This is a genomic window from Streptomyces sp. NPDC087906 (genome assembly GCF_055584925.1).
On sequence record NZ_JBVJLC010000011.1, the window covers coordinates 1 to 21,143 of the forward strand.

A 21,143-nucleotide genomic window follows, 5' to 3' on the forward strand; every position below is an offset into this window, starting at 1 on the left:
GTCTGGTGGGCTTGCCGGGGCCGGGGCCCCGCCGCCCCCCCCCCCGCCCCCCGGCGCCCCCCGGGCCGGGCGGGGCGGGGGCGGCGCGGCCCCCCCCCCCCCCCCCCGCCGCTCGGTCCCAGCCGAAGATCACGTCCCGCTCGGCCTCAGCCGAAGATCACGCAGGAGGCGGCGGGGGCCTCGAAGGAACCGGCGCGGGCCGGGATCCCGGTCACCGGGTCGATGTCGAACCAGGTCACGTCGCCGGAGTGCTCATTGGCGACGTACAGGCGGCGCCCTGTCGGGTCCAGCGTCAGATCGCGCGGCCAGCGACCGCCGCAGCCGACCGTGGTGACCAGCTCGGCCTTCTCGTACGTCTCGTCGAGCGCGAGGACGGCGATGCTGTCATGGCCCCGGTTGGCGGCCCAGACGAACCGTCCGTCCCTGGAGACGGCCACGCCCGAGGCGAAGCTCTCCGGCTGCTCGCCCGCGGGCAGCAGCGGCGCCTCGCCGAGCGGTTCGAGCCGCCCCGCAGACGCGTCCCAGCGGCAGACCATGAGGGTCGGTGCGAGTTCGTTCAGCAGATACGCGTGGCCGCCCGCCGGGTGGAAGGCGAGATGGCGCGGTCCTGACCCGGGGCGCAGCGGTGTCTCGCTGTGCGCGGTCAGCTCCCCCGTCCCGGGGTCGAGGGCGCAGACCCGTACCGAGTCGGTGCCGAGGTCGACGCTCACCACCCAGCGTCCGCCCGGATCGGGGAGCACCTGGTGGGCATGGGGTTCGCGCTGCCGCTCGGGGTGGGGTCCAGCGCCCTCGTGCCGGAACACGGCGGACGGGGCCAGCAGCGCGCCGTCGGCGGCGACGGGCAGCACACTGACGCTGCCCGAGCCGTAGTTGGCGGTCAGCAGGTGGCCGCCGACGAGTGTGAGATGCGTGGGGCCCGCCCCTTCGACCCGCACCCGCTGCCCGAGCGGCCGGAGGCCGCCGGTGCCCGCGAGCACCTCGAAGGCCGCGGCGCCGCCGTCCTGCGTCTCGGAGACGGCGTAGAGCACGGAGCCGTCCGGGGTGAGCGTGAGGAAGGACGGATCGGCCACCGCGTCACTGGCGCCGCGCTCGGTGAGCGCGCCGCTCCCGCCCGCCACGTCCACGGCGATCACGCCACGGCCTCCCGCCGAGGTGAACGATCCGACGAAGGCCCGCCCGGCGCTGCTGACGCTCACGGTGTGTGTCCCCTCTTCGATACGACGATGTGACGATGCCCGGCGACGGTAGCAGGGCGGACGGCGCCGGCGAGCGGGCCGGTACCGGGCCTTGACATGCTGAGGGCATGAGCACTTCGGGCACGTCACAGCCACCGGCGGTCATCTTCGATCTTGACGGGACACTCGTCGACAGCGAGCCGAACTACTACGAGGCGGGCCGCCGGCTGCTGGCACGCCACGGGGTGCCCGACTTCACCTGGGAGCAGCACAGCCGGTACATCGGGATCAGTACGCGCGAGACCCTGGAGGCGCTGCGCGCCGAGTACGGCATCGGCGTACCGGTCGACGAGCTGCTGGCCGACAAGAACGAGTTGTATCTGGAGCTGGTGCGGAAGTCGACCGAGGTGTTCCCGGAGATGCGCGCGTTCGTGGAGCTGCTGCACGCGGCGGGTGCCCCGCTGGCGGTGGCGTCCGGTTCCTCCGGCGCGGCCATCGACGCCGCGCTCGGCCGTACCGGGCTCGACCGGTACTTCGCGACGACTGTGTCGGCGGAGGAGGTCGCGCACGGCAAGCCGGCGCCCGACGTCTTCCTTGAGGCGGCGCGGCGGCTGGGCGCCGCGCCGGGCGCGTGTGTGGTGCTGGAGGACGCGGCGCCCGGTGTGGTCGCCGCGCACGCGGCGGGGATGCGCTGCGTCGCCGTCCCGTACGTACCGGGCGCGGCGGCCGACGACCCGGCGTTCCGCACCGCCGAGCTGCTCTTCCCCGGCGGCCAGGCCGAGTTCAGCGCGCGGGCCGCCTACCGGTGGATCGTCGGGACCGAGGCAGGCGGTGACACCGACGCCGGGTGAAAGCCCCGGTCCCGCAGGGGTGCGGGACCGGGGCTTTCAGGCGTGGCTCTGCCGGGTCAGCCGAGGGTGGCGATGGCCTGGTTGAACGTCGCCGACGGGCGCATCACGGCGGACGCCTTGGCGTCGTCGGGACGGTAGTAGCTGCCGATGTCGGCGGGCTTGCCCTGGACGGCGATCAGCTCGTCCACGATCGTCTGCTCCTGGTCGCCCAGCGTCTTCGCCAGCGCGGCGAACGCCCCGGCGAGCTGGGCGTCCTCGGTCTGCGCCGCCAGCTCACGCGCCCAGTAGAGGGCCAGGTAGAAGTGGCTGCCGCGGTTGTCGATGCCGCCGACCTTGCGGCTGGGCGACTTGTTCTCGTCCAGGAACGTGCCGGTCGCGCGGTCGAGCGTGTCGGCGAGGATCTGGGCGCGTGCGTTGCCCGTGGTCGTCGCGAGGTGCTCGAAGCTGACGGCGAGGGCGAGGAACTCGCCCAGGCTGTCCCAGCGCAGGTAGTTCTCCTTGACGAGCTGCTGGACGTGCTTGGGCGCCGAGCCGCCCGCGCCCGTCTCGAACAGGCCGCCGCCGTTGATGAGCGGGACGACCGAGAGCATCTTGGCGCTCGTGCCCAGCTCCAGGATCGGGAACAGGTCGGTCAGGTAGTCGCGCAGCACGTTGCCGGTGACGGAGATGGTGTCCTCGCCCCTGCGGATGCGCTCCAGCGAGTACGCGATGGCGTCCTCGGGCTTCCTGATCTCGATGAGCAGCCCGTCCGTGTCGTGCTCCGGCAGGTACTTCTCGACCTTGGCGATGAGGTTCGCGTCGTGCGCGCGCCCCTCGTCCAGCCAGAACACCGCGGGGTTGCCGGTGGCGCGGGCGCGGGTGACGGCGAGCTTGACCCAGTCCTGGATCGGCACGTCCTTGGTCTGGCACATGCGCCAGACGTCCCCGGCGCTCACCACGTGCTCCAGGACGACCTTGCCGGTGGCGTCGGTGACCCGCACCGTGCCGGTGGTGGGGATCTCGAAGGTCTTGTCGTGGCTGCCGTACTCCTCGGCGGCCTGCGCCATCAGACCGACGTTGGCGACCGAGCCCATCGTGGCGGGGTCGAAGGCGCCGTGGGCGCGGCAGTCGTCGATGACGACCTGGTAGATGCCCGCGTAGCTGCTGTCGGGGATGACGGCGAGCGTGTCGGCCTCGTTGCCGTCCGGGCCCCACATGTGGCCCGAGGTGCGGATCATGGCCGGCATGGAGGCGTCGACGATGACGTCGCTCGGCACGTGCAGGTTGGTGATGCCGCGGTCGGAGTCGACCATCGCGAGGGCCGGGCCCTCGGCCAGCTCGGCGTCGAAGGACTCCTTGATCTTCGCGCCGTCCGGCAGGGCCGCCAGGCCCTTGAGGATGCCGCCGAGGCCGTCGTTCGGGCTGAGGCCCGCCGCCGCGAGCGCCTGGCCGTGCTCGGCGAACGTCTTCGGGAAGAAGGCGCGCACCGCGTGGCCGAAGATGATCGGGTCGGAGACCTTCATCATGGTGGCCTTCAGGTGCACCGAGAACAGCACGTCCTCGGCCTTGGCGCGGGCGACCTGCGCCGTGAGGAACTCACGCAGCGCCGCGACCCGCATCACCGTCGCGTCCACGACCTCGCCGGCGAGCACGGGCACCGACTCGCGCAGCGTGGTGGTGCTGCCGTCGTCGCCGACCAGCTCGATGCGCAGGGTGCCGTCCTCGGCGACGACCGTCGACTTCTCGGTGGAGCGGAAGTCGTCGGCGCTCATGTGCGCGACGTTGGTCTTCGACTCGGGGGTCCAGGCGCCCATGCGGTGCGGGTGCGCCTTGGCGTAGTTCTTGACCGAGGCGGGCGCGCGGCGGTCGGAGTTGCCCTCGCGCAGCACCGGGTTGACGGCGCTGCCCTTGACCTTGTCGTAGCGGGCCCGTACGTCCTTGTCCTCGTCGGTCTTCGGGTCGTCCGGGTAGTCGGGCAGCGCGTAGCCGAGCTGCTGCAGCTCGGCGACTGCGGCCTTGAGCTGCGGGATCGAGGCCGAGATGTTCGGCAGCTTGATGATGTTCGCGCCGGGCGTCTTGGCCAGCTCGCCCAGCTCGGCGAGCGCGTCCTCGACCCGCTGGCCCTCTTCCAGGTACTCGGGGAAGCCGGCGATGATCCGCCCGGACAGCGAGATGTCGCGGCTCTCCACGGTGACCCCGGCCGTCGAGGCGTACGCCTCGACCACAGGCAAGAACGAATACGTCGCCAGGGCCGGGGCCTCGTCGGTTCGCGTATAGATGATGGTCGAGTCAGTCACCGGTACTCCGCTCCACGTCTGCGTCTGCGACATTGCTTGATATCAAGATATGCCGTCGGCGATCGGTGTCACGTAGTCGGGGGCGGGTCAAAGCCACGGGCGCCGGGTGTCCGCGCGGACACCCGGCGCCCGTGGCCGGTGGGAGACCGCCGTCAGTTGTCGGCGGGGCAGAGGTGGAGTGCGAGGACGTTGTCGCCGGAGACGGAGACATGGACGCTGCCGATGGTTCCCGTGTCGCCGTTGTTGGCGAGCCGGAAGTCGGTGCCGGCGTTCTCGCCGTTGTGGAACGCCGCGTCGTCCAGGGTGAACGTCGCGGTCTTCCAGGTGTCGGTGCCGGTCTTGGCGACCGGGGCCGCCTGCTTGTAGGCGTCGGTCGTGGAGTCGTACTGCATGCCCCAGCTTCCGGTGCCGTGGTCGTAGTACTCGATCGTCACGGTCGCCGTGTAGTGCCCGCCGGGGACGATGGTGTTGTCGACGTCGAAGTACTGGAACGGTGAGCCGTCGGTGGTGGAGCGGCCCTCACGGCCGCCCGCGGTGACCGGGGCGGTGTGCCCGTCGCCGTTGTCGCGCAGCCGGAGCCCGCATTCGGTGTCGGTGGCGCCCAGGGTGTCGCAGGCGGTCGCGGCTCCGTCGGCGGCCGGTACGGTCACCACGACGGCGCCGCCGGGCAGGGTCTTCCCGGCCGCCGTACGGAAGGTGACCTTCACCGGGTGGTAGCCGGACGGGGTGTCCTGCGCGACCTTGATCGTGACCGGTACGTGCGCGGTCGGCGCGCGGCCGAGGTCCAGCGTGCCGGACGACGGGGTGACGGTGACGCCCGCGACGTCGGAGGCCGCCGTCCAGCGGACCTTGCCCGCGTGCCCGGCGAGGGTGGCGGCGCCGACGGTGGCCGGCAGGCTCGTACCGCCGGGGGTGACCTGGGTGCCGGTCGGGGTGAGGTAGCCGACGGCCGGCACCTCTCCGGTCCGGTACGACGGCGGCGCGGCCTTGGCGCCGGTGGCCCAGTGGGTGTCGGGCCGGGTGGACAGGCTGATGTCGAGGTCGCCGCCGCGCGTCGCGAACGAGGCGGGCAGGGCGGTCGACTCGAACTGCCTGCCGTTCAGCCGCATGCTGGTGACGTAGGGCGCGTTGTCGGCCGCGGCCGGGGCGTCGATGGTGATCTTCTTGCCGGTGCCGAGGCTGATCACGGCCCGCTTGAACAGGGGGCTGTTGAGCGCGAGGGTCGGGGTGCCGGGGGTCGCCGGCATCATGCCGAGCGCCGCCCACACGTACTCGGACGACAGCGCGCCGTTGTCGTCGTTGCCCGGCAGGCCGTCGGGCTCCGTCGTGAACAGCTCGGTCTCGAAGCGCCGGGTGACCTCTTGCGTCTTCCAGGGCTGGCCGACGTAGTCGTACGCCCAGGGCGCCGTGGTGTCGATCTCGTTGCCCGCCCAGTCGTACGGCTCGTTGCCGCCGGCGTTGAGCTTGCCGAAGAACTCGTCCAGGCGCGGGATCACCTTGTCCTTGCCGCCCATGGCAGCCACCAGGCCCGCCATGTCCTGCTGGACGGACCAGTTGTACTGGGCGGCGTTGCCCTCGTCGTAGCCGTCCTGGCCGAAGGCGCCGGCCGGCGGTGTCTGGAAGCCGGGGCCCGCGGGGAACGCGCCGTTGTCGTCGCGCGGGCGCAGATAGCCGGTCGCCGGGTCGTAGATGTTCTGCCAGTTGTTGCCGCGCTTCGCGTACTCGGCCTGCGTCTTGTGATCGCCGACGGAAGCGGCGAGCTGGGATATCGCGAAGTCGTCGGTCGCGTACTCCAGGGTCTCCGAAGCACCCTGGAGACCGTGATCGCCTTGCGAGTCGGCGTTGTTGGGCGCGTAGCCGAGCCGGACGTAGTCCTCGACGCCGGGCCGCTCGACCCAGCCCCAGCCGACGCTCTCCGAGCGCGTCGCGCCCTTCTTCATGATGGGCAGCGCGTCACGGACGTTGACACCGCGGGCGCCGAACGCCACGTACTGGGCGAACAGCGGCACGCCGTTGTCGCCGTTCATCACGTTGCCCGTCATGTTCTGCGAGGGCCACTTCGGCCACCAGCCGCCCTGCTGCTGGGCGTCGCGCAGCAGCGAGTTGGCCATGTCGCCGGTCCGCTGCGGATAGAGCATCGTCTGGAGCGGCGCGTGCGAGCGGTAGATGTCCCAGTCGGAGAAGTGCGCGTACTGGGTGTGCCCGGCCGGGACCCGGTGGATCACGTTGTCGAAGCCGATGTAGCGGCCGTCCACGTCGTTGAAGACGCTCGGCGACTGGAGCGAGCGGTACAGCGACGTGTAGAAGGTGGTCAGCCGGTCGGCGTTGCCGCCGCCGACGTCGACCTTCAGCAGCGCGTCGCGCCAGGCGGCGCGGGTCTTGGCCTGCACCCGTCCGACGTCCCAACCGGGTATCTCGGAGGCCATGTTCTTCGCCGCGCCGGCCGTACTCACGTACGACATACCGACCTTGGCGGTCACGGACGCCTTGTGAGACGTGTCGAAGGTCAGGTACGCGCCGGAGCCGGCACCTGTGGCGCCGGAGGATCCCGGCGTGACCGTGCCGTCCTGCCAGGTGCCGTGCGCGGTGAACGGGCGGTCGAAGGCGATGTCGAAGTACATCGTGTACTTGCTGTTGTTGCACAGCCCGTGCGCGGTGGTGGTGCCGGACAGCTCGTGGTCGTTGACCACCCGGACATCGGCCGCCAGATCGCCGCCGAGGCTGGTGCCGGACTTGACCAGCACCTGCGCCTGGCTGCCCGCCGGGTAGCGGAAGGAGGCGATACCGGTCCGCTCGGTGGCGCCCAACTGCGCCTGCACGTGGGAGTCGGCGAGCGTGACGGCGTACGAACCGGGCGCCGCGTGCTCGTCGTCGTGCGAGAAGTGCTCGGTCCTGGCAGCGGGGTCGTCCCCGACTGCCCCGGTGACCGGCAGGATCGGGATGTCGCCGAACGAAGAGCAGCCGCCCGAGAAGTGGTCGAGGCTGAAGCCCTTGATCTGGTCGTCGTCGTACGAGTAACCGGTGGGCCCCGACGGGGTGTCGGGGCTGAACTGCATCATCCCGAACGGCGCCGTCACACCGGGGAAGGTGTTCTCCCAGTCGACGCCCTTCTGGGTGCCGATCATCGGATCGACGTAATCCGTCGGGTCCGACACGAGTTTGACGTGGTCAGCCCGCGCCGGGGAGTCGGCGACCGCCGCCGAAGGGACGGCCGTCGCGCAGGCCGCAAGCGCCACCGCCGCGATCCCGAGTCTGCTCCATCTGCCGCTTGGTCGTTGCACCGTGGAGACCTTCCTCTACCGCCTGCCGCCGCGTACGGCGCGCCTGTCGCGTGCCTGCCGCGTGCCTGCCGCGTGCCGTGAAACGCACTCGTGACATCGTTGTCACGTCCAGCGGCAGTCTCGTCCCGTCGTGATCGTCCGTCAAGAACCCGGGTCGGGCGATGATGTACCGGGCCGCCGGACCGAGCGCGGCGCGCAGACCGTACCGAACGCGGTGCGGGCCGGACCGGAAGGGGATTCCCGATGCGGGAGACGAAGTCGGGCGAAGACGCCCAGGTGATAGTGGTGGGAGCGGGCCCCGCGGGTTCCTCCGCCGCCTTCCACCTCGCCGAGGCGGGCGTGGACGTCCTGCTGCTGGAGAAGGCCGACTTCCCCCGGGAGAAGGTGTGCGGTGACGGTCTGACACCGCGCGCCGTGCACCAGCTCGTCAGGATGGGCATCGACATCGACGCGCCGGGCTGGATGCGCTCGCGCGGTATGCGCTGGGTGGCGGGTGAGCGCCAGGTGCACATCGACTGGCCCGACCTCGGGCGCTACCCCAGCTTCGGACTCTCCCGCAGCAGGCACGACTTCGACGACATCCTGGCGCGCCACGCGGTCGCCGCCGGGGCGCGGCTGCGTAACGGCGTGAAGGTGACGGAGCCGGTCACCGACCGGGCCGGACGCATCACCGGCGTCACCGCCGTGTCCGGGTCGGGGGACCCTGTGGTGCACCGCGCGCCGATCGTCGTCGCCGCCGACGGGGCGTCCGCGAGGCTCGCGCTCGCCATGGGGCTCGACCGGGACAAGGGCAGACTGATCGCGACGGCCGCGCGGCGCTACTACCGCAGTCCCGAGCGCTCCCAGGAGGAGTATCTGGAGCTGTGGGCCGATCTGCGCTTCCCCGGCGGCAAGTACTTCCTGCCCGGGTACGGCTGGATCTTCCCGATGGGCGACGGCCGCGTCAACGTGGGGCTCGGCGCCGTACCGCACCGCACGCACGGCAGCGCCGACCTGCGGAAGGTCCTGGACGAATGGCTCGCCCGTACCCCGCAGGAGTGGGGGCTGCGCGAGGAGAACGCCGAGGGCCCGGTGCGCAGCGCCGCGCTGCCGCTCGGCTTCAACCGGCACCCCCTGTACACCAACGGGCTGCTGCTGGTGGGGGATTCGGGCGGCATGATCAGCCCGTGGAACGGTGAGGGCATAGGCCAGGCCATGGAGGCCGGTGAGGTGGCGGCGGAGAAGGCGGCGCTCGCGCTGTCCCGGCCGGACGGGGCCGCGCGCGAGCGGGTGCTGCACGGCTACCCGGAGGAGATGAACCGCCGCCTGGGGCGCTACTACCGGCTGGGCAACGCGGCGGCCGATCTGGTCTTCAGCAGGTCCGGGTTCCAGCCGATCCTCAACCGGTACGTCATGGGCTCGCCGTTCCTGGTCAACACGCTGGCCCGGCTGCTGGCCAACCTCACCGACAGCCCCTCGCGCGACGCGATCGACCATGTGCTGAACACGGCGGTGCGGCTGGTGCCCGCGCCTCGGGTACGGCGCGGCTGAGGCGGCGGTCAGGTGCCGGCGGAGTCCGGGGTGGGGCGGTCGTCGGCGGGCCGGTCGGGGGCGGGCTGGTCGGGGGCGGGCCGGTCGGGGGCGGGCCGGTCGGGGGCGGGGCGGGCCATGGCCCAGCGGATCGTCCTGACCAGGCCGTGTCCTGCGACGCGTACGCCCGTCTCCTCGACGCCCGGCAGATACGGCAGCCGCAGCGGCCGGCGCGCCCACATGGGCAGCAGGGAGACCGCGTTGGCGGCGAGCACCGCGTACGGCGGGCGCGCCAGCAACGGCAGCGGCGGGCTCAGCAGCAGGAAGCGCGCGGCGTCCCGCGCCTGCGGCGTGGCGCGCAGCTCGGGCCGGTAGTCGGCCAGCCGCCTGGCCAGCTCGGCCTGGTCGCGCGGCGGGTCGACGGCGCCGAGCGCGGTCGCGACGCGCGCGGTGTCGGCGACGTAGCCGTCGTACTCGGCGGAGGTCAGCCGCTGGGAGCCGAACCGCTTGTGGGCGCGCAGGAAGCTGTCGACCTCGGCGATGTGCACCCAGGTAAGCAGATGCGGATCGGCCGCGTGGTACGGCTCGCCGTCCGGCGTGCGTCCGCGTACCCGCTCGTGCACGTCCCGTACCCGGTCGACGGCGCGCTGCGCGTCGTCCGCCGTGCCGAACGTCGTCACGGCGAGGAAGGTGCTGGTGCGCTGGAGCCGCCCCCAGGGGTCGCCGCGGTAGCCGGAGTGGCCGGCGACGGCCGCCATGGCCAGCGGGTGCAGCGACTGGAGCAGCAGCGCCCTGAGCCCGCCGACGAACATCGAGGCGTCGCCGTGCACGGCGCGTACGGGCCGGTCGGGGCCGAACCAGCGCTCCCCCGGCGCGTCGTGGAACCGGCTGCGGTTGGCCGGTCCCTCCGGTCCCGCGACCCGCTCGAACAGACTGCTGCCGATCCGCTCCCGCACCGCGGCCATGCCGGGTATGTACAGCTCCATACCTCCAGTATCCGCCCGGTCCTGCCCGCGCGGACGGGCGCGCGGCACAGCGGCGGACGTTTTACGCTCGGAGGCCGGGGGGCCGTCGAGCGGTGAGGTGGGCAGTGTGGCCAGGCTGGTATCCGTCAATGTCGGCCTCCCCCAGGACGTGACGTGGCAGGGCAGGACCGTGCGCACGGGCATCTGGAAGAGCCCGGTCGCCGGGCCGCGGATGGTGCGCAGGCTGAACGTCGAGGGGGACGGGCAGGGCGATCTGGCCGGGCACGGGGGCGAGATCCGGGCGGTCATGGTGTACCAGCTCGACTCCTACCGCCACTGGGAGCGGGAGCTGGGCCGCGACGACTTCACCCACGGGCAGTTCGGGGAGAACTTCACCGTGGAGGGGCTGCCCGACGACGAGGTGTGTGTCGGCGACCGGTACCGGATCGGGGACGCGCTCTTCGAGGTGACGCAGCCCCGGGTGACCTGCTACCGGGTGGGGATGCGGATGCGGGAGCCGCGTATGCCGTCCCTGCTGGTGTCGCACCGGCGGCCGGGCTTCTACCTGCGGGTCCTCACGGAGGGCGAGGTGGCGGCGGGGCAGGAGATCGTCAAGGTCGCGGAAGGTCCCGGCGGAATGACCGTCGCCGAGGTCGACGGGCTGCTGTATCTGCCGGGGCACCCGCGCGAGCGGGTGCGGCGTGCGCTGCGGATCGAGGCGCTCAGCCCCGGCTGGCGGGACTCCTTCGAGACGATGCTGGCGGAGCCGGCAGGACAGAGCGGGACGGACGGAACGGCCGGGACGGACGGAACGGCCGGGACGGACGGCACCACCGGCCCCGGCGGCGGTCCCGCGTGGCCGGGCTTCCGGCCGCTGACCGTGACCGGGATCGAGGAGGAGAGCCGCAGCGTGCTGTCCCTGTGGCTGGCCGCCGACGACGGCGCGCCGCTGCCCGCGGCCGCGCCCGGCCAGTATCTGACCGTACGGCTCGACGCGAGCCCGGACGGACCCGCGCTGGTGCGCAGCTACTCGCTGTCGGGCCGCCCCGGCGGCGACCGGTACCGGATCAGCGTCAAGCAGGAGCCGCACGGCGCTGCCAGCACCCGGCTGCACACCCGGGTCCGGGTCGGTGACCGGCTGCTCTCGGCGGCGCCGCGCGGCGACTTCACCCTGGCGCCGGGCCCGGGGCCTGTGGTGCTGGCGTCGGCGGGCGTGGGCGCGACTCCGCTGCTCGCGATGTTGCGCTCGCTCGCCGACACGGCGCGTGACCGGCAGGTCTGGTGGCTGCACGGCGCACGCGACGGCGCCGACCACGCCTTCGCGAAGGAGACCCGGGAACTGCTCGACGGGCTGCCCGGCAGCCGCAGCGTCATCTGCTACAGCCATCCGCGCCCCGAGGACCTGCGCGGCGCGGGCGGCCGCACCGAGCAGGGGCGGCTGACGTCCGCGCTGGTGGCGCGGCTCGGGCTGCCCGCCGAAGCGGACGCGTATCTGTGCGGTCCGACCGCCTTCATGGCCGATCTGACCGGCGCGCTGACCGAGGCGGGCCTCGCCCCCGGCAGCATCCGCACCGAGGTCTTCGGGGCAGGCCCCGCGCTCACCCCCGGTATCGCGCCGGTCGCCGCGCGCCCGCCGCATCTACCGGAGGGCGACCCCGGGACGGGCCCCGCGGTGACCTTCGCCCGCAGCGGGCTCACGGTCCCGTGGACACCGGCGTACGGGACGCTGCTGGAGCTGGCCGAGGCATGCGACGTGCCGGTGCGCTGGTCGTGCCGTACCGGCGTGTGCCACACCTGCGTCACCGGCCTGCTGGCGGGCGAGGTGGGTTACGAGCCGGACCCCGTCGAGCCGCCGGCCGAGGGCGACGCGCTGATCTGCTGCTCCCGCCCCCGCGAGGACACCGTGCTCGACCTGTGAGCGGTGAGCGGTGAGCGGTGAGTGGTGAGTGGTGAGCGGTGAGTGGTGAGCGGTCGGCGGTCGGTCGGCGGACGGGCCGCGCTGTCAGCCGGCGAGCGGCACGGTGAGGGCGGCGGCTCCGCGCATGTCGAGCCGGACGCCGTGCGGGTCTTCGACCAGCATCAGCATCACGTCGTCGCAGCGGGGGCAGCGCGCCACCAGGCCGGGCGCGTGCGTGTAGACGTGCAGCGCGGCGAGCGGACCGGCGCTGCCGCAGGTGGCGCACCGGCCGATCGCGCTGGTCGGGTCGAAGGTGAAGACCTCGGAGAGGGGTCCTGCGAGGACGTTGCCGTCCACGTACTGGTCGTCCGTGCGGGCCTGGTCCATGTCGTCCTCCGCTGGGGTCGTCCACCGTCGGGGTCATGCCCCACTGGGGCCGAAGCGTTCGGTACGGATACGGTCCGGCGCGTGGCCGAGCCCGACCAGCAGGTCGGCGGCCGCCTCGACGAAACCGGTCGGCCCGCACACGTAACAGGTCGGCTCGAAGTCGGCGGGCCAGCCGTCGCGGACCAGGTCGGGGGCGGTCAGCCGGCCGGCGGGCCGGGCCGACTCCGGTGGCGCCGCCCGGGTGTAGACGTACGCGGTGTCAACTCCCGGGTCCCCGCGGCGCAGTTCGTCGGCGTACATCCGGTCGTCGGGAGTGCGTACGGAGTACAGCAGCCGGAACGGCGTCCGGCTGCCTGCGGCGCGGCGGGCCCGGATCATCGCCATGAGCGGCACCACGCCCGAACCGCCGGCGACCAGCAGGACGGGCTCGGTCTGCTCGGGGCGCCAGACGAACCAGCCGCCGACCGGGCCGCGCACTTCGGCCAGGTCGCCGTCGGTCATCTCGTCCACGAGGTACGGCGACACCTCGCCGTTCTCGACGCGCTGCACGGTCAGTTCGAGTCCCTCGCCGCCCGAGGCGGAGGCGACGGAGTAGCTGCGCTGCGTGCTGTATCCGTCCTCCGCCGTCAGCCGCACATCGACATGCTGACCCGCCAGGTGGCCCGGCCAGCCCGGCACATCGAAGACGAGCGTCACCGCGCCCGCCGACTCCGGCCGCCTGCCGACGAGTTCGGCCGTTCGCCAGCGCAACCGCCCGCTCAGGGCCTGTCCTAGTCGCCTTGGTACCGCTGTTCGCGCCATGGGTCTCCGTAGTCGTGGTAGCCCGCGCTCTCCCAGAAGCCCGGCTCGTCGTCCAGGCGCAGCTCGATGCCGCGTACCCATTTCGCCGACTTCCACAGATACAGGTGGGGGACGAGCAGCCTTGCGGGGCCGCCGTGTTCGGGCGCCAGGTCCTCGCCGTCGTACCGGTGGGCGATCCACGCCCGGCCGTCGAGGAGGTCTTCGAGCGGGAGGTTGGTGGTGTAGCCGCCGTAGGAGTGCACGAGCGCGAAGTCGGCCGCGGTCTCGACGTCGGCGAGGAGCAGGTCGAGGGAGACGCCCTGCCAGTCCGTGCCGAACTTGGACCACTTCGTCACGCAGTGCAGATCGACGGTCGGGCGCTCACCGGGCAGGGCCATGAGGCCGGCCCAGTCCCAGGTGTGCCGGGCGCCGGTCTCGGTGGTGATCGTGAACTGCCAGTCCGCCCGGTCGACGCGCGGTGTCGGCCCGGCCGACAGGACCGGGAAGTCGGTGGTCTCGTACTGTCCTGGAGGCAGTTTCCGCGCAGACCGGGCGGGCCTGCCGTGGAACCCTCGGGAGATGACAGCCACGTCGCGCCGCCCTTCGTAGAAGGCGCGTTCCAGCCTACGCACCCGGTACGGCACCGGCCACCCGAAGCCGTGCGGGGGCGTGCGCCGCTACGCCGGGGGCGCCGTGAGGCCCGTGGTGTCGAGGTCGCCCTTGCGCAGCCGGTAGACCTGCAGTTGCAGGCCGTAGTACTTGTCGGTCTCACCCACCCACTCCATGCCGACCCGGCGCGCCGTGGCGGCGCCGCGTTCGTTGCGGGGGCGGACCACGGCGAACAGCTCGTCGATCCCGGCGGGCGACTCGAACGCCTGGTGCGCGACGGCGTGCCCGGCCTCGGCCGCGTAGCCGTGCCCCCACATCTCCGGGGCGAGCTGCCAGCCGATCTCCAGATCCCCGCCGTGCGGCGGCAGGGGCAGCAGCGCGGCGCCGCCGATCAGTTCGCCGGTCTCGCGCAGCTCGACGGCCCAGCGGCCCTGCGGTGTCTCCAGCGTGCCGGCCTCGGCGACCCACCGGTCGAGGAGCACCCGCATGGCGTCCGCGTCGGGCACCCGTTCCATCGCGGGTGCGAGCCAGCGCGACACGTCGTCCGAGCCGTAGACGCGCAGCGCTCCTTCGATGTCGTCAGGGTGCCACGGGCGGAGGTTCAGCCGCGGACTGAGAATCCGGGCCCCTTCGACGACCACGCGGTGAGTTCGCTCGACCATGTCCGCGACGATACGACAGAACCCCGGAGATCACCCCGCCGCGTCGGCCGCCCCGGCGCCCGCCGCGCTCCCCGGCGAAACGGATTGATCACTCCGGGCATAAAGCCCGGCCGCTCGGTCGCTATAAGGTAATGAGAGGATAAAGAGATCACCAAGTGCGTCGTGGCGCGATCCCGCCGCGGCGCACTGCTCGGGAGGAAGCCATGGGAACCCGCCACACGTCGCTGCCCGGAGTCGGCGCGCAGTACGACTTCACCACCGATTCCGGCCGGCACATCTCGGTGGTGGTGCACAACGACGGACGGCGCTTCCTCGGCTTCTACCGGCAGGACGACCCCGATTCGTGCCAGCTCTCGGTACCGCTGACGACCGAGGAGGCCACCGCGCTCGCGCACCTCATCGACCCCGCGCCCATCGACGCCGTACGCACCGAGGGCATCGACCTGGTGACCGAGCACATACCGCTCGGCACCCGCTCCCCCTACGGCGGGCGGCTGCTGGGTGACACCCGGGCCAGGACCAGGACGGGCGCCTCCATCGTCGCCGTGCTGCGGACCCACAGCGCGCATCCCTCGCCGGGACCCGACTTCCGGCTGGCCATCGGGGACACGCTCGTGGCCGTGGGTACGCGCGAGGGCGTCGACACCCTCTCCGACATCATCGCGGGGGGCTGACCGTGCACGACACGACCGCACTCCTGGTGGAGCTGGGCTCCGTCATCCTCGGTCTCGGCATCATCGGCCGGTTCGCCGGACGGATCGGCCTCTCGCCGATCCCGCTCTACCTCCTCGCCGGGCTCGCGTTCGGGCACGGCGGGCTGCTGCCGCTCGGCGCGAGTGAGGAGTTCACCGCCGTCGGCGCCGAGATCGGCGTGATCCTGCTGCTGCTCCTGCTCGGTCTTGAGTACAGCGCCTCCGAACTCGTCACCAGTCTCAAGACGCAATACCCGTCCGGCGCCGTCGACTTCGTCCTGAACGCCACGCCGGGCGCCGTCGCCGCGCTGCTGCTCGGCTGGGGCCCGGTGGGGGCCGTCGCGCTCGCCGGGGTCACCTGGATCTCGTCGTCCGGAGTGATCGCCAAGGTGATGGCCGACCTGGGCCGGCTCGGCAACCGCGAAACGCCCGTCGTGCTCGGGGTCCTGGTCATCGAGGACCTCGCGATGGCCGTGTACCTCCCGCTGCTCACCGCCATGCTCGCCGGGGTCGGTCTGGCCGGCGGCAGCGTGGCGCTGGTGATCGCGCTCGGCGCCGTGGGGCTCGTGCTCTACGTGGCGCTGCGGCACGGGCGGCTGATCAGCAGGGCGGTGTCGTCCGACAACCCGGAGATGCTGCTGCTCGTGGTCCTCGGGCTGACCGTCCTGGTCGCCGGCGTGGCCCAGCAGTTGCAGGTCTCGGCGGCCGTCGGCGCGTTCCTCGTCGGGATCGCCCTGTCAGGGGAGGTCGCCGAGGGCGCCCGCAAGCTGCTGACGCCGCTGCGCGACCTGTTCGCCGCCGTGTTCTTCGTGTTCTTCGGCCTGTCCACCGACCCCGCGGCCATCCCGCCCGTGCTGCTGCCCGCGGCGCTGCTGGCGGTCGTCTCGGTGGTCACCAAGATCCTCACCGGCTGGTACGCGGCCCGGCGTGCCGGTATCGGCTCGCCGGGGCGCTGGCGGGCGGGCGGCACGCTGGTGGCGCGCGGCGAGTTCTCGATCGTCATCGCGGGGCTCGCCGTCGCGACGGAGCCGCGCATCGGCCCCATCGCCACCGCGTACGTCCTGATCCTGGTCATCCTCGGCCCGCTCACCGCCCGCTGGACCCAGCCGGCCGTCAGCAGGGTCCAGTCCCTGGTCGTCGGCAGACGCAACCGGACCGCCGCACCGGAGTCCGCGATGCCGACGCACGACGACCTCACGCCCGAGCCGGCCGGACCACCCGGACCACCCGGACCACCCGGACCGGTGGCCGAACCGGAACGGTAGGGGGCCGCGCGGCGGCGGCCGCTTCCGGACGCGGGCGTGTCAGCCGTGACCCAGGGTCACCGCGATCTACGCTGCTGACCATCCGTCAGCCCGCCGCCGATCACAAAGGGCAACCATGCCGCTCAGGCTTCCCGTGCCACGCATCCTCAGCAGCGTCCCACTGGCCGGGAACTACCCCGCGGCAGTGATCATGGTGCTTCTCGCGCTGAGCCCCTATCTGATCCTCACCACGGCGACCTCCTTCGCACTGCCGGTCCTCATGCACGACCTCAGTGCCACCCGGTTCGAGTTGCAGCTCACCAGCGGCATGTCCAACGCGGGGTACGCGTTCGGCGCCGTGGGCGCCGCCGACCTGCTCCAGCGGCTGCCGCGCCGGGTGGTCTACCTGCTCGCCGAGTCCGGGTTCGTCCTGGGCTCCGTACTGGCGCTGAGCGCCCCCGGGATCGGGCTGTTCATGGCCGGTCTGATCCTCCAGGGGCTGTGCACGGGCATGCTGCTGGTCTCCGCGCTGCCGCCGCTGATCCTGGGGCACGGCATCGAACGGCTGCCGTTCACCGCCGCTGTCATCAGCATCGGGCTGTTCGGCATGGTGACGGCGGGACCGCTGGTGGGCGGGCTGATCGGCAGTTACGGCGGCTGGCGGCTGCTGTACACCTCGATCGCCGTGCTCGCCGCCGTCGGACTGACCCTCGGGGCCCTGACGTTCGAGAGCAACGAGCCCTACGCGCGCGGGTCGCGATTCGACTGGCTCGCCATCCCGCTCGCCTTCGGCACCGCGTTCCTGCCGTTCTTCGGCGTCTCCTGGCTGTCCCGCGGCTCGTTCTCCGACGCCGCGTTCCTCGCGCCGGTCATCGTCGGGCTGCTGATCGGCGCCGTCCTGATCGTCGGTCAGTACCGGAAGAAGAACGCGCTGATGCCGGTACGTCCCATCAGCAATACGCTGCCCGTCAGCGGGACCCTCGGCGCGATGCTGGTCGGCGCCGCCTTCACCACCCTGCTGGAGCTGGCCGAGGTCTATCTGGAGGAGGTGGCGCACTATTCCCCGATCAAGTCGGGCGCGCTGATCGCCCCGATGGTGCTCGGAGTGGTGGTCGCCTCCGTGCTGTTCAAGCAACTGGTGACCACACGCTGGACACCGGTCCTTGCGCTCTCCGGGATCGTCAGCGTCGCCGTCGGCGCCGGGATCCTGCTGGCGGTCTCGGCGTCGAACGCGTCAGCCGTCGTGCCGGTCGCCATGCTGTTCCTGGGCTTCGGCGCGGGCGCCGGTGTCACCCCCGGGCTGTTCCTGGCCGGTTTCTCGGTGTCGGCCGCACAGCTCGGCCCGACCTTCGCCCTGGTCGAACTGCTGCGTTCCGAAGCCGCGTTCCTGATCGGCCCGGTCCTGGTGCACCTGGCCATGACGACGGGATCCGACTTCGCCGACGGGTACCGGACATCGGTGGTGGTGACCCTGATCCTGACCGTCTTCGGCGGACTGGTCGTCATCGGCATCTGGCTGGCCGGCGGCTCCCGGCCGAAGCGCCCCGACCTGGCGGCCTGGGCCTCCGGTACGTCGACGGCCTTCCACTCGCCGGCGATCGGGGCCAGGTTCCGCAAGGCGTGACGACCCGCCCCGGCCGGCAGTGCCGGGCGACGGCGACTACGGCTTGGCGGGTTTGCCCGCCGTGCCGATCCAGGTGTGGAACAGCGGCCCGAGGTGCTTGCCCGACACCTTCTCGCTCAGGGCGATGAACTGGGCCGTGGTGCCGTTGCCGTACCGGTGCCCGCCTGCCCAGGACTTCAGGATCGTGAAGAAGTCCCGGTCGCCGACGGCCGTACGCAGCTTCTGCAGTGCCATCGCGCCGCGCGTGTAGACGGGCGACGCGAAGATGTTCTCGCCGCTGCCGGGATCGGCGGTAGGGAACGCCCAGAGACCGCTGGTGGCGGGCGACGCGTAGAAGTGGTCGAAGCTGGCCTGCGCGCTCCGCCCGCCGTGCTGCTCCTCCCAGAGCCACTCGGCGTACGTCGCGAAGCCCTCGTTGAGCCAGATGTCCTGCCAGCTCGTCAGGCTCACGGAGTCGCCGAACCACTGGTGTGCCATCTCGTGCACGACCGTGCCGACGTCCGGAGCCCGGTCGTAGACCGGCCGGGTCTGCGTCTCCAGCGCGTAGCCCACGTCGGGTGCGTGGTCGACGATGGCTCCGGCCGCCGAGAACGGGTAGGGGCCGAACCGCTTGGTCTCCCAGTTGAGGATCTCGGGGATCTCGGCCAGCGCGGGGGCGGCCTCCGCGGCCTCCCTCGGGTCCACGGCGTTGTACACCGGGATGCCCGAAGCCGTCTTGTAGCTCTGGACGGTGAACTTGCCGACCGTGGCGGTGGCGAGATAGGCCGCCATCGGCTCGCGCTGGTCCCAGCGGAACGTCGTCTTCCCGCGGCTGGTCCGCTGGGACTTCAGCACCCCGTTCGCCACCGCCGTGTACCCCTTCGGCACGGTGATCTCGAACGAGTACGCGGCCTTGTCGAGCGGGTGGTTGTCGGCGGGGAACCAGGTCATGGCGCCCTGCGGCTCCCCCGCGACGAACGCGCCGTCGTCGGTGGCGATCCAGCCGTCCGGGGATCCGTCCGGGTCGGTGACGTCCGCCGGGACACCGCCGTAGCCGACCTCGACCCGGAAGGCGGCGCCTCGGCGCAGCGCCTTGCGCGGGGTGACGACCAGCTCCTGGCCGTCCCGCCGCCACTTCGCCGTACGGCCGTCCACGCGCACGCTCTTGACGGTGAGGCCGGACAGGTCGAGGTCGAACGACCGCAGGTCCCGGCCGCCGGTCCGCGCGGTGATCGTCGCTTCGCCGTCCAACCGCTTGGTGCCCGGGTCGTACGCGAGGTCGAGTCCGTAGTGCCGTACGGAGTAGCCGCCGTTGCCGGCCAGCGGGAAGTACGGGTCGCCGAGTCCCGGGGCGCCGGCCTTCGCGGCGACGGCCGCCACGGCGGTGCCCTCGGTGGTCAGGGTGAGGGCGGTGATCGCGAGGACGGCGACGGTGGTGCTCAGGAGGCCGGACCGGACGAAGCCGCGAAGCGGGCGGGCACCGTCGGCGGACGGGTGGGCAGCGGGCACGTGCACTCCTGACACCGGGAACAGGGCTGGTACGAAGGCGACCAAACCTTATTGCCCGGTACACGAACCTGACAAGACGCCAATATGCCTGCTCGTGCGGTGTGCGGGCCGCTTCTCGGGCGGAACCTCCCGGCGGGCCTCAGGACCGGCGGCGCGGTTTGCCGCGCTTGCCGCCCTTGGCTCCCGCCGAGCCGCCGCGCGGGTTCTTGCCGGTGGAGGTGCCCGCCGCCGGCTTGCGCCGTGCGCCGCCCGAGCCGGGGCGTTCCTTCTTCGGCTGCGTCGGCGCCGCGGCGGGCGGTGTGCGGCCCCGGGTGCTGTTGACCGTACGGCCGCGCACGATCCCGATGAAGTCCTCCACCAGATCGGTGGTGGCGTCCTCCGGCCAGGACAGCGCGACCCGCGACTCCGGCGCATCCGAGAGGGGGCGGTACGTCAGGTCCCTGCGGTGGTGCAGCCGGGCGAGGGACTGCGGCACGACGAGCAGCCCCACCCCCGCGGCGACCAGCTCGATCGCGTCGACCGTCGTCTCGGGGCGTTCAACGGCCGGCTGCCCCGGCGGGCGCTCCCAGCCGAGGGTGTCGTCGAGCGGGTGCAGGACGATGTCGTCGGCCAGCTCCTGCGCGGAGACCTCTTCGACCGCCGCCACGACATGGTCCTTCGGGACCACGACCACGGTGGTCTCGGTGTAGAGGGGGATCGCGCTCAGGTCCGTCCGGTCGATCGGCAGCCGTACGAGCCCGGCGTCCGCGCCGCCGTCCCGCAGGACGTCAGCGGCCTCGGCGGCGGAGACGGGAACGAGGGTCAGCGGGACGCCCGGCAGCCGCTCGTGCCAGATCCGCACCCACTTGGTGGGGGTCACCCCGGGGACGTACGCGAGGCGGAACGAGGGGGGCACTTCCGAGCCTGTCACCCCGCCAGGTTACCGGGCGTGGTCAGCGGCGGCGCACCCGCTCGATACCCTGGTCCCCATGACGTCGCAGCAGACCACCCAGACCATGAAGCCGGCGACAGCCGCGAAGAAGCTGGGTGTGTACCTTGAGGCCACCCCCGCCGAGTTCCAGGAGGGTGTCGTCTCACGCAGCGAACTGAGCGCGCTCCAGGCGGACCCGCCCGAGTGGCTCGTGGAGTTGCGCCGCAACGGTCCGCACCCCCGCCCGGTGGTGGCGGCCAAGCTCGGCGTCTCCATCGCGGGCCTCGCTCGCGGCGGGGTCACCGAACCGCTCACCACGGAGCAGATCGAGGCGCTGAGGGAAGACGGCCCCGACTGGCTCACGCGCGAGCGCGCCACCCAGGCAGAGGTGCGCAAGGAAGCGGTCCGTATCAAGGAGAAGAACGCCGCACGGCGCGAAGCCGACTGACGCCGGCGCTCGTGGGCGCTCTCGGTGCTCCCCGGTACGGACCGGTCATGAGGCGCCCGTCACGGGAACATGAAGATCCCGATGAGGATCTCCAGGAAGACCGCGCCCACCAGCGCGCCGAAGGTCAGGCTCCCCTTGTGCTGCAGCGGTTTCCGCGCTCCGCCGCCACGGGGCCTGTCCTCGGCGAGCGTGGGGTTGGCCGGCCGGTCGAGGGCGTAGAAGCTGTCGTTCTCGTGCGTTTCGATGTATGCCATGAGGACCCCTTCATCGTGGTCTCGGCATGTCCTACTGTGTATTTTTCCCCAAACGTGACTATCTACACAAAACGGACAGCGGTGCCTCGTA

18 protein-coding genes are annotated in these 21,143 nt (G+C 72.2%); 7 read left to right on the forward strand and 11 right to left on the reverse strand.

Translation table 11 applies throughout. From position 1 onward, the window contains the following. Positions 1-146: 146 nt before the first annotated feature. Positions 147-1,196 carry a lactonase family protein gene (locus ACZ63I_RS27015; protein ID WP_469341664.1) on the reverse strand — a complete coding sequence of 350 codons (1,050 nt, stop codon included), beginning with the start codon at positions 1,194-1,196 and terminating at the stop codon, positions 147-149. Between the two features lie 107 nt (positions 1,197-1,303). Between ACZ63I_RS27015 and ACZ63I_RS27020 the strand changes: the two genes are divergently transcribed. Beyond that, positions 1,304-2,026 (forward strand): HAD family hydrolase, encoded by a 723-nt coding sequence (locus ACZ63I_RS27020; RefSeq protein ID WP_469341665.1) that lies wholly within the window; start codon positions 1,304-1,306, stop codon positions 2,024-2,026. A 56-nt stretch (positions 2,027-2,082) separates the two neighbouring features. On the opposite strand, the gene ACZ63I_RS27025 is transcribed toward ACZ63I_RS27020, so the two are convergent. Both ACZ63I_RS27025 and ACZ63I_RS27030 read right to left on the reverse strand, forming a co-directional pair. Next, the gene (locus ACZ63I_RS27025; RefSeq protein ID WP_469341666.1) at positions 2,083-4,302 is read right to left on the reverse strand and encodes an NADP-dependent isocitrate dehydrogenase; all 2,220 of its coding nucleotides are present in this window, start codon (positions 4,300-4,302) and stop codon (positions 2,083-2,085) included. Between the two features lie 152 nt (positions 4,303-4,454). Beyond that, on the reverse strand, positions 4,455-7,538 hold the full coding sequence (locus ACZ63I_RS27030; protein WP_469341668.1) for a GH92 family glycosyl hydrolase: 3,084 nt from the start codon (positions 7,536-7,538) through the stop codon (positions 4,455-4,457). A 288-nt stretch (positions 7,539-7,826) separates the two neighbouring features. Here ACZ63I_RS27030 and ACZ63I_RS27035 point away from each other — a divergent pair, with 288 nt between their 5' ends. Further along, entirely contained in the window at positions 7,827-9,113 is a 1,287-nt protein-coding gene (locus tag ACZ63I_RS27035; RefSeq protein WP_469341669.1) for a geranylgeranyl reductase family protein, read from the forward strand. Positions 9,114-9,121: 8 nt separating this feature from the next. Here the strand turns inward: ACZ63I_RS27035 and ACZ63I_RS27040 are convergent, their stop codons facing one another. Then, positions 9,122-10,078 (reverse strand): oxygenase MpaB family protein, encoded by a 957-nt coding sequence (locus ACZ63I_RS27040; protein ID WP_469341671.1) that lies wholly within the window; start codon positions 10,076-10,078, stop codon positions 9,122-9,124. Positions 10,079-10,184: 106 nt separating this feature from the next. Here ACZ63I_RS27040 and ACZ63I_RS27045 point away from each other — a divergent pair, with 106 nt between their 5' ends. Continuing rightward, a complete protein-coding gene (locus ACZ63I_RS27045; protein ID WP_469341673.1) occupies positions 10,185-11,975 on the forward strand; it encodes an MOSC domain-containing protein in 1,791 nt (596 codons plus the stop codon). 84 nt (positions 11,976-12,059) lie between these two features. Here ACZ63I_RS27045 and ACZ63I_RS27050 read toward each other — a convergent pair whose 3' ends face one another. From ACZ63I_RS27050 to ACZ63I_RS27065, 4 genes are all read right to left on the reverse strand, one after another. Next, on the reverse strand, positions 12,060-12,341 hold the full coding sequence (locus ACZ63I_RS27050; RefSeq protein ID WP_469341674.1) for a DUF6510 family protein: 282 nt from the start codon (positions 12,339-12,341) through the stop codon (positions 12,060-12,062). Positions 12,342-12,374: 33 nt separating this feature from the next. Continuing rightward, positions 12,375-13,142 carry a ferredoxin reductase gene (locus tag ACZ63I_RS27055; protein ID WP_469341675.1) on the reverse strand — a complete coding sequence of 256 codons (768 nt, stop codon included), beginning with the start codon at positions 13,140-13,142 and terminating at the stop codon, positions 12,375-12,377. Then, on the reverse strand, positions 13,112-13,711 hold the full coding sequence (locus ACZ63I_RS27060; protein WP_469341959.1) for a sulfite oxidase-like oxidoreductase: 600 nt from the start codon (positions 13,709-13,711) through the stop codon (positions 13,112-13,114). The genes ACZ63I_RS27055 and ACZ63I_RS27060 overlap by 31 nt, the downstream gene beginning before the upstream one ends. An 87-nt stretch (positions 13,712-13,798) precedes the next feature. Further along, entirely contained in the window at positions 13,799-14,392 is a 594-nt protein-coding gene (locus tag ACZ63I_RS27065; protein ID WP_469341676.1) for a GNAT family N-acetyltransferase, read from the reverse strand. A 203-nt stretch (positions 14,393-14,595) separates the two neighbouring features. Here ACZ63I_RS27065 and ACZ63I_RS27070 point away from each other — a divergent pair, with 203 nt between their 5' ends. The 3 genes from ACZ63I_RS27070 to ACZ63I_RS27080 all read left to right on the forward strand — a co-directional run bounded on the left by ACZ63I_RS27070 (position 14,596) and on the right by ACZ63I_RS27080 (position 17,952). Then, positions 14,596-15,066, forward strand: a complete 471-nt coding sequence (locus tag ACZ63I_RS27070) for a cation:proton antiporter regulatory subunit (RefSeq protein ID WP_469341678.1) — start codon at positions 14,596-14,598, stop codon at positions 15,064-15,066. A 2-nt stretch (positions 15,067-15,068) separates the two neighbouring features. Further along, positions 15,069-16,349, forward strand: a complete 1,281-nt coding sequence (locus ACZ63I_RS27075) for a cation:proton antiporter (RefSeq protein WP_469341680.1) — start codon at positions 15,069-15,071, stop codon at positions 16,347-16,349. 133 nt (positions 16,350-16,482) lie between these two features. Continuing rightward, positions 16,483-17,952: an MFS transporter gene (locus ACZ63I_RS27080; protein WP_469341682.1), complete on the forward strand. Its 1,470-nt coding sequence runs from the start codon at positions 16,483-16,485 to the stop codon at positions 17,950-17,952. Between the two features lie 36 nt (positions 17,953-17,988). On the opposite strand, the gene ACZ63I_RS27085 is transcribed toward ACZ63I_RS27080, so the two are convergent. Next, positions 17,989-19,332, reverse strand: a complete 1,344-nt coding sequence (locus tag ACZ63I_RS27085) for a M1 family metallopeptidase (RefSeq protein WP_469341960.1) — start codon at positions 19,330-19,332, stop codon at positions 17,989-17,991. A gap of 247 nt (positions 19,333-19,579) precedes the next feature. Next, positions 19,580-20,350, reverse strand: coding sequence for a LysR substrate-binding domain-containing protein (locus tag ACZ63I_RS27090; RefSeq protein ID WP_469341683.1), 771 nt, complete (start codon positions 20,348-20,350; stop codon positions 19,580-19,582). Between the two features lie 58 nt (positions 20,351-20,408). Here ACZ63I_RS27090 and ACZ63I_RS27095 point away from each other — a divergent pair, with 58 nt between their 5' ends. Continuing rightward, on the forward strand, positions 20,409-20,798 hold the full coding sequence (locus tag ACZ63I_RS27095) for a DUF5997 family protein (protein WP_469341685.1): 390 nt from the start codon (positions 20,409-20,411) through the stop codon (positions 20,796-20,798). A 59-nt stretch (positions 20,799-20,857) separates the two neighbouring features. Here the strand turns inward: ACZ63I_RS27095 and ACZ63I_RS27100 are convergent, their stop codons facing one another. Further along, on the reverse strand, positions 20,858-21,052 hold the full coding sequence (locus tag ACZ63I_RS27100) for a hypothetical protein (protein WP_469341686.1): 195 nt from the start codon (positions 21,050-21,052) through the stop codon (positions 20,858-20,860). Positions 21,053-21,143: the final 91 nt, after the last annotated feature.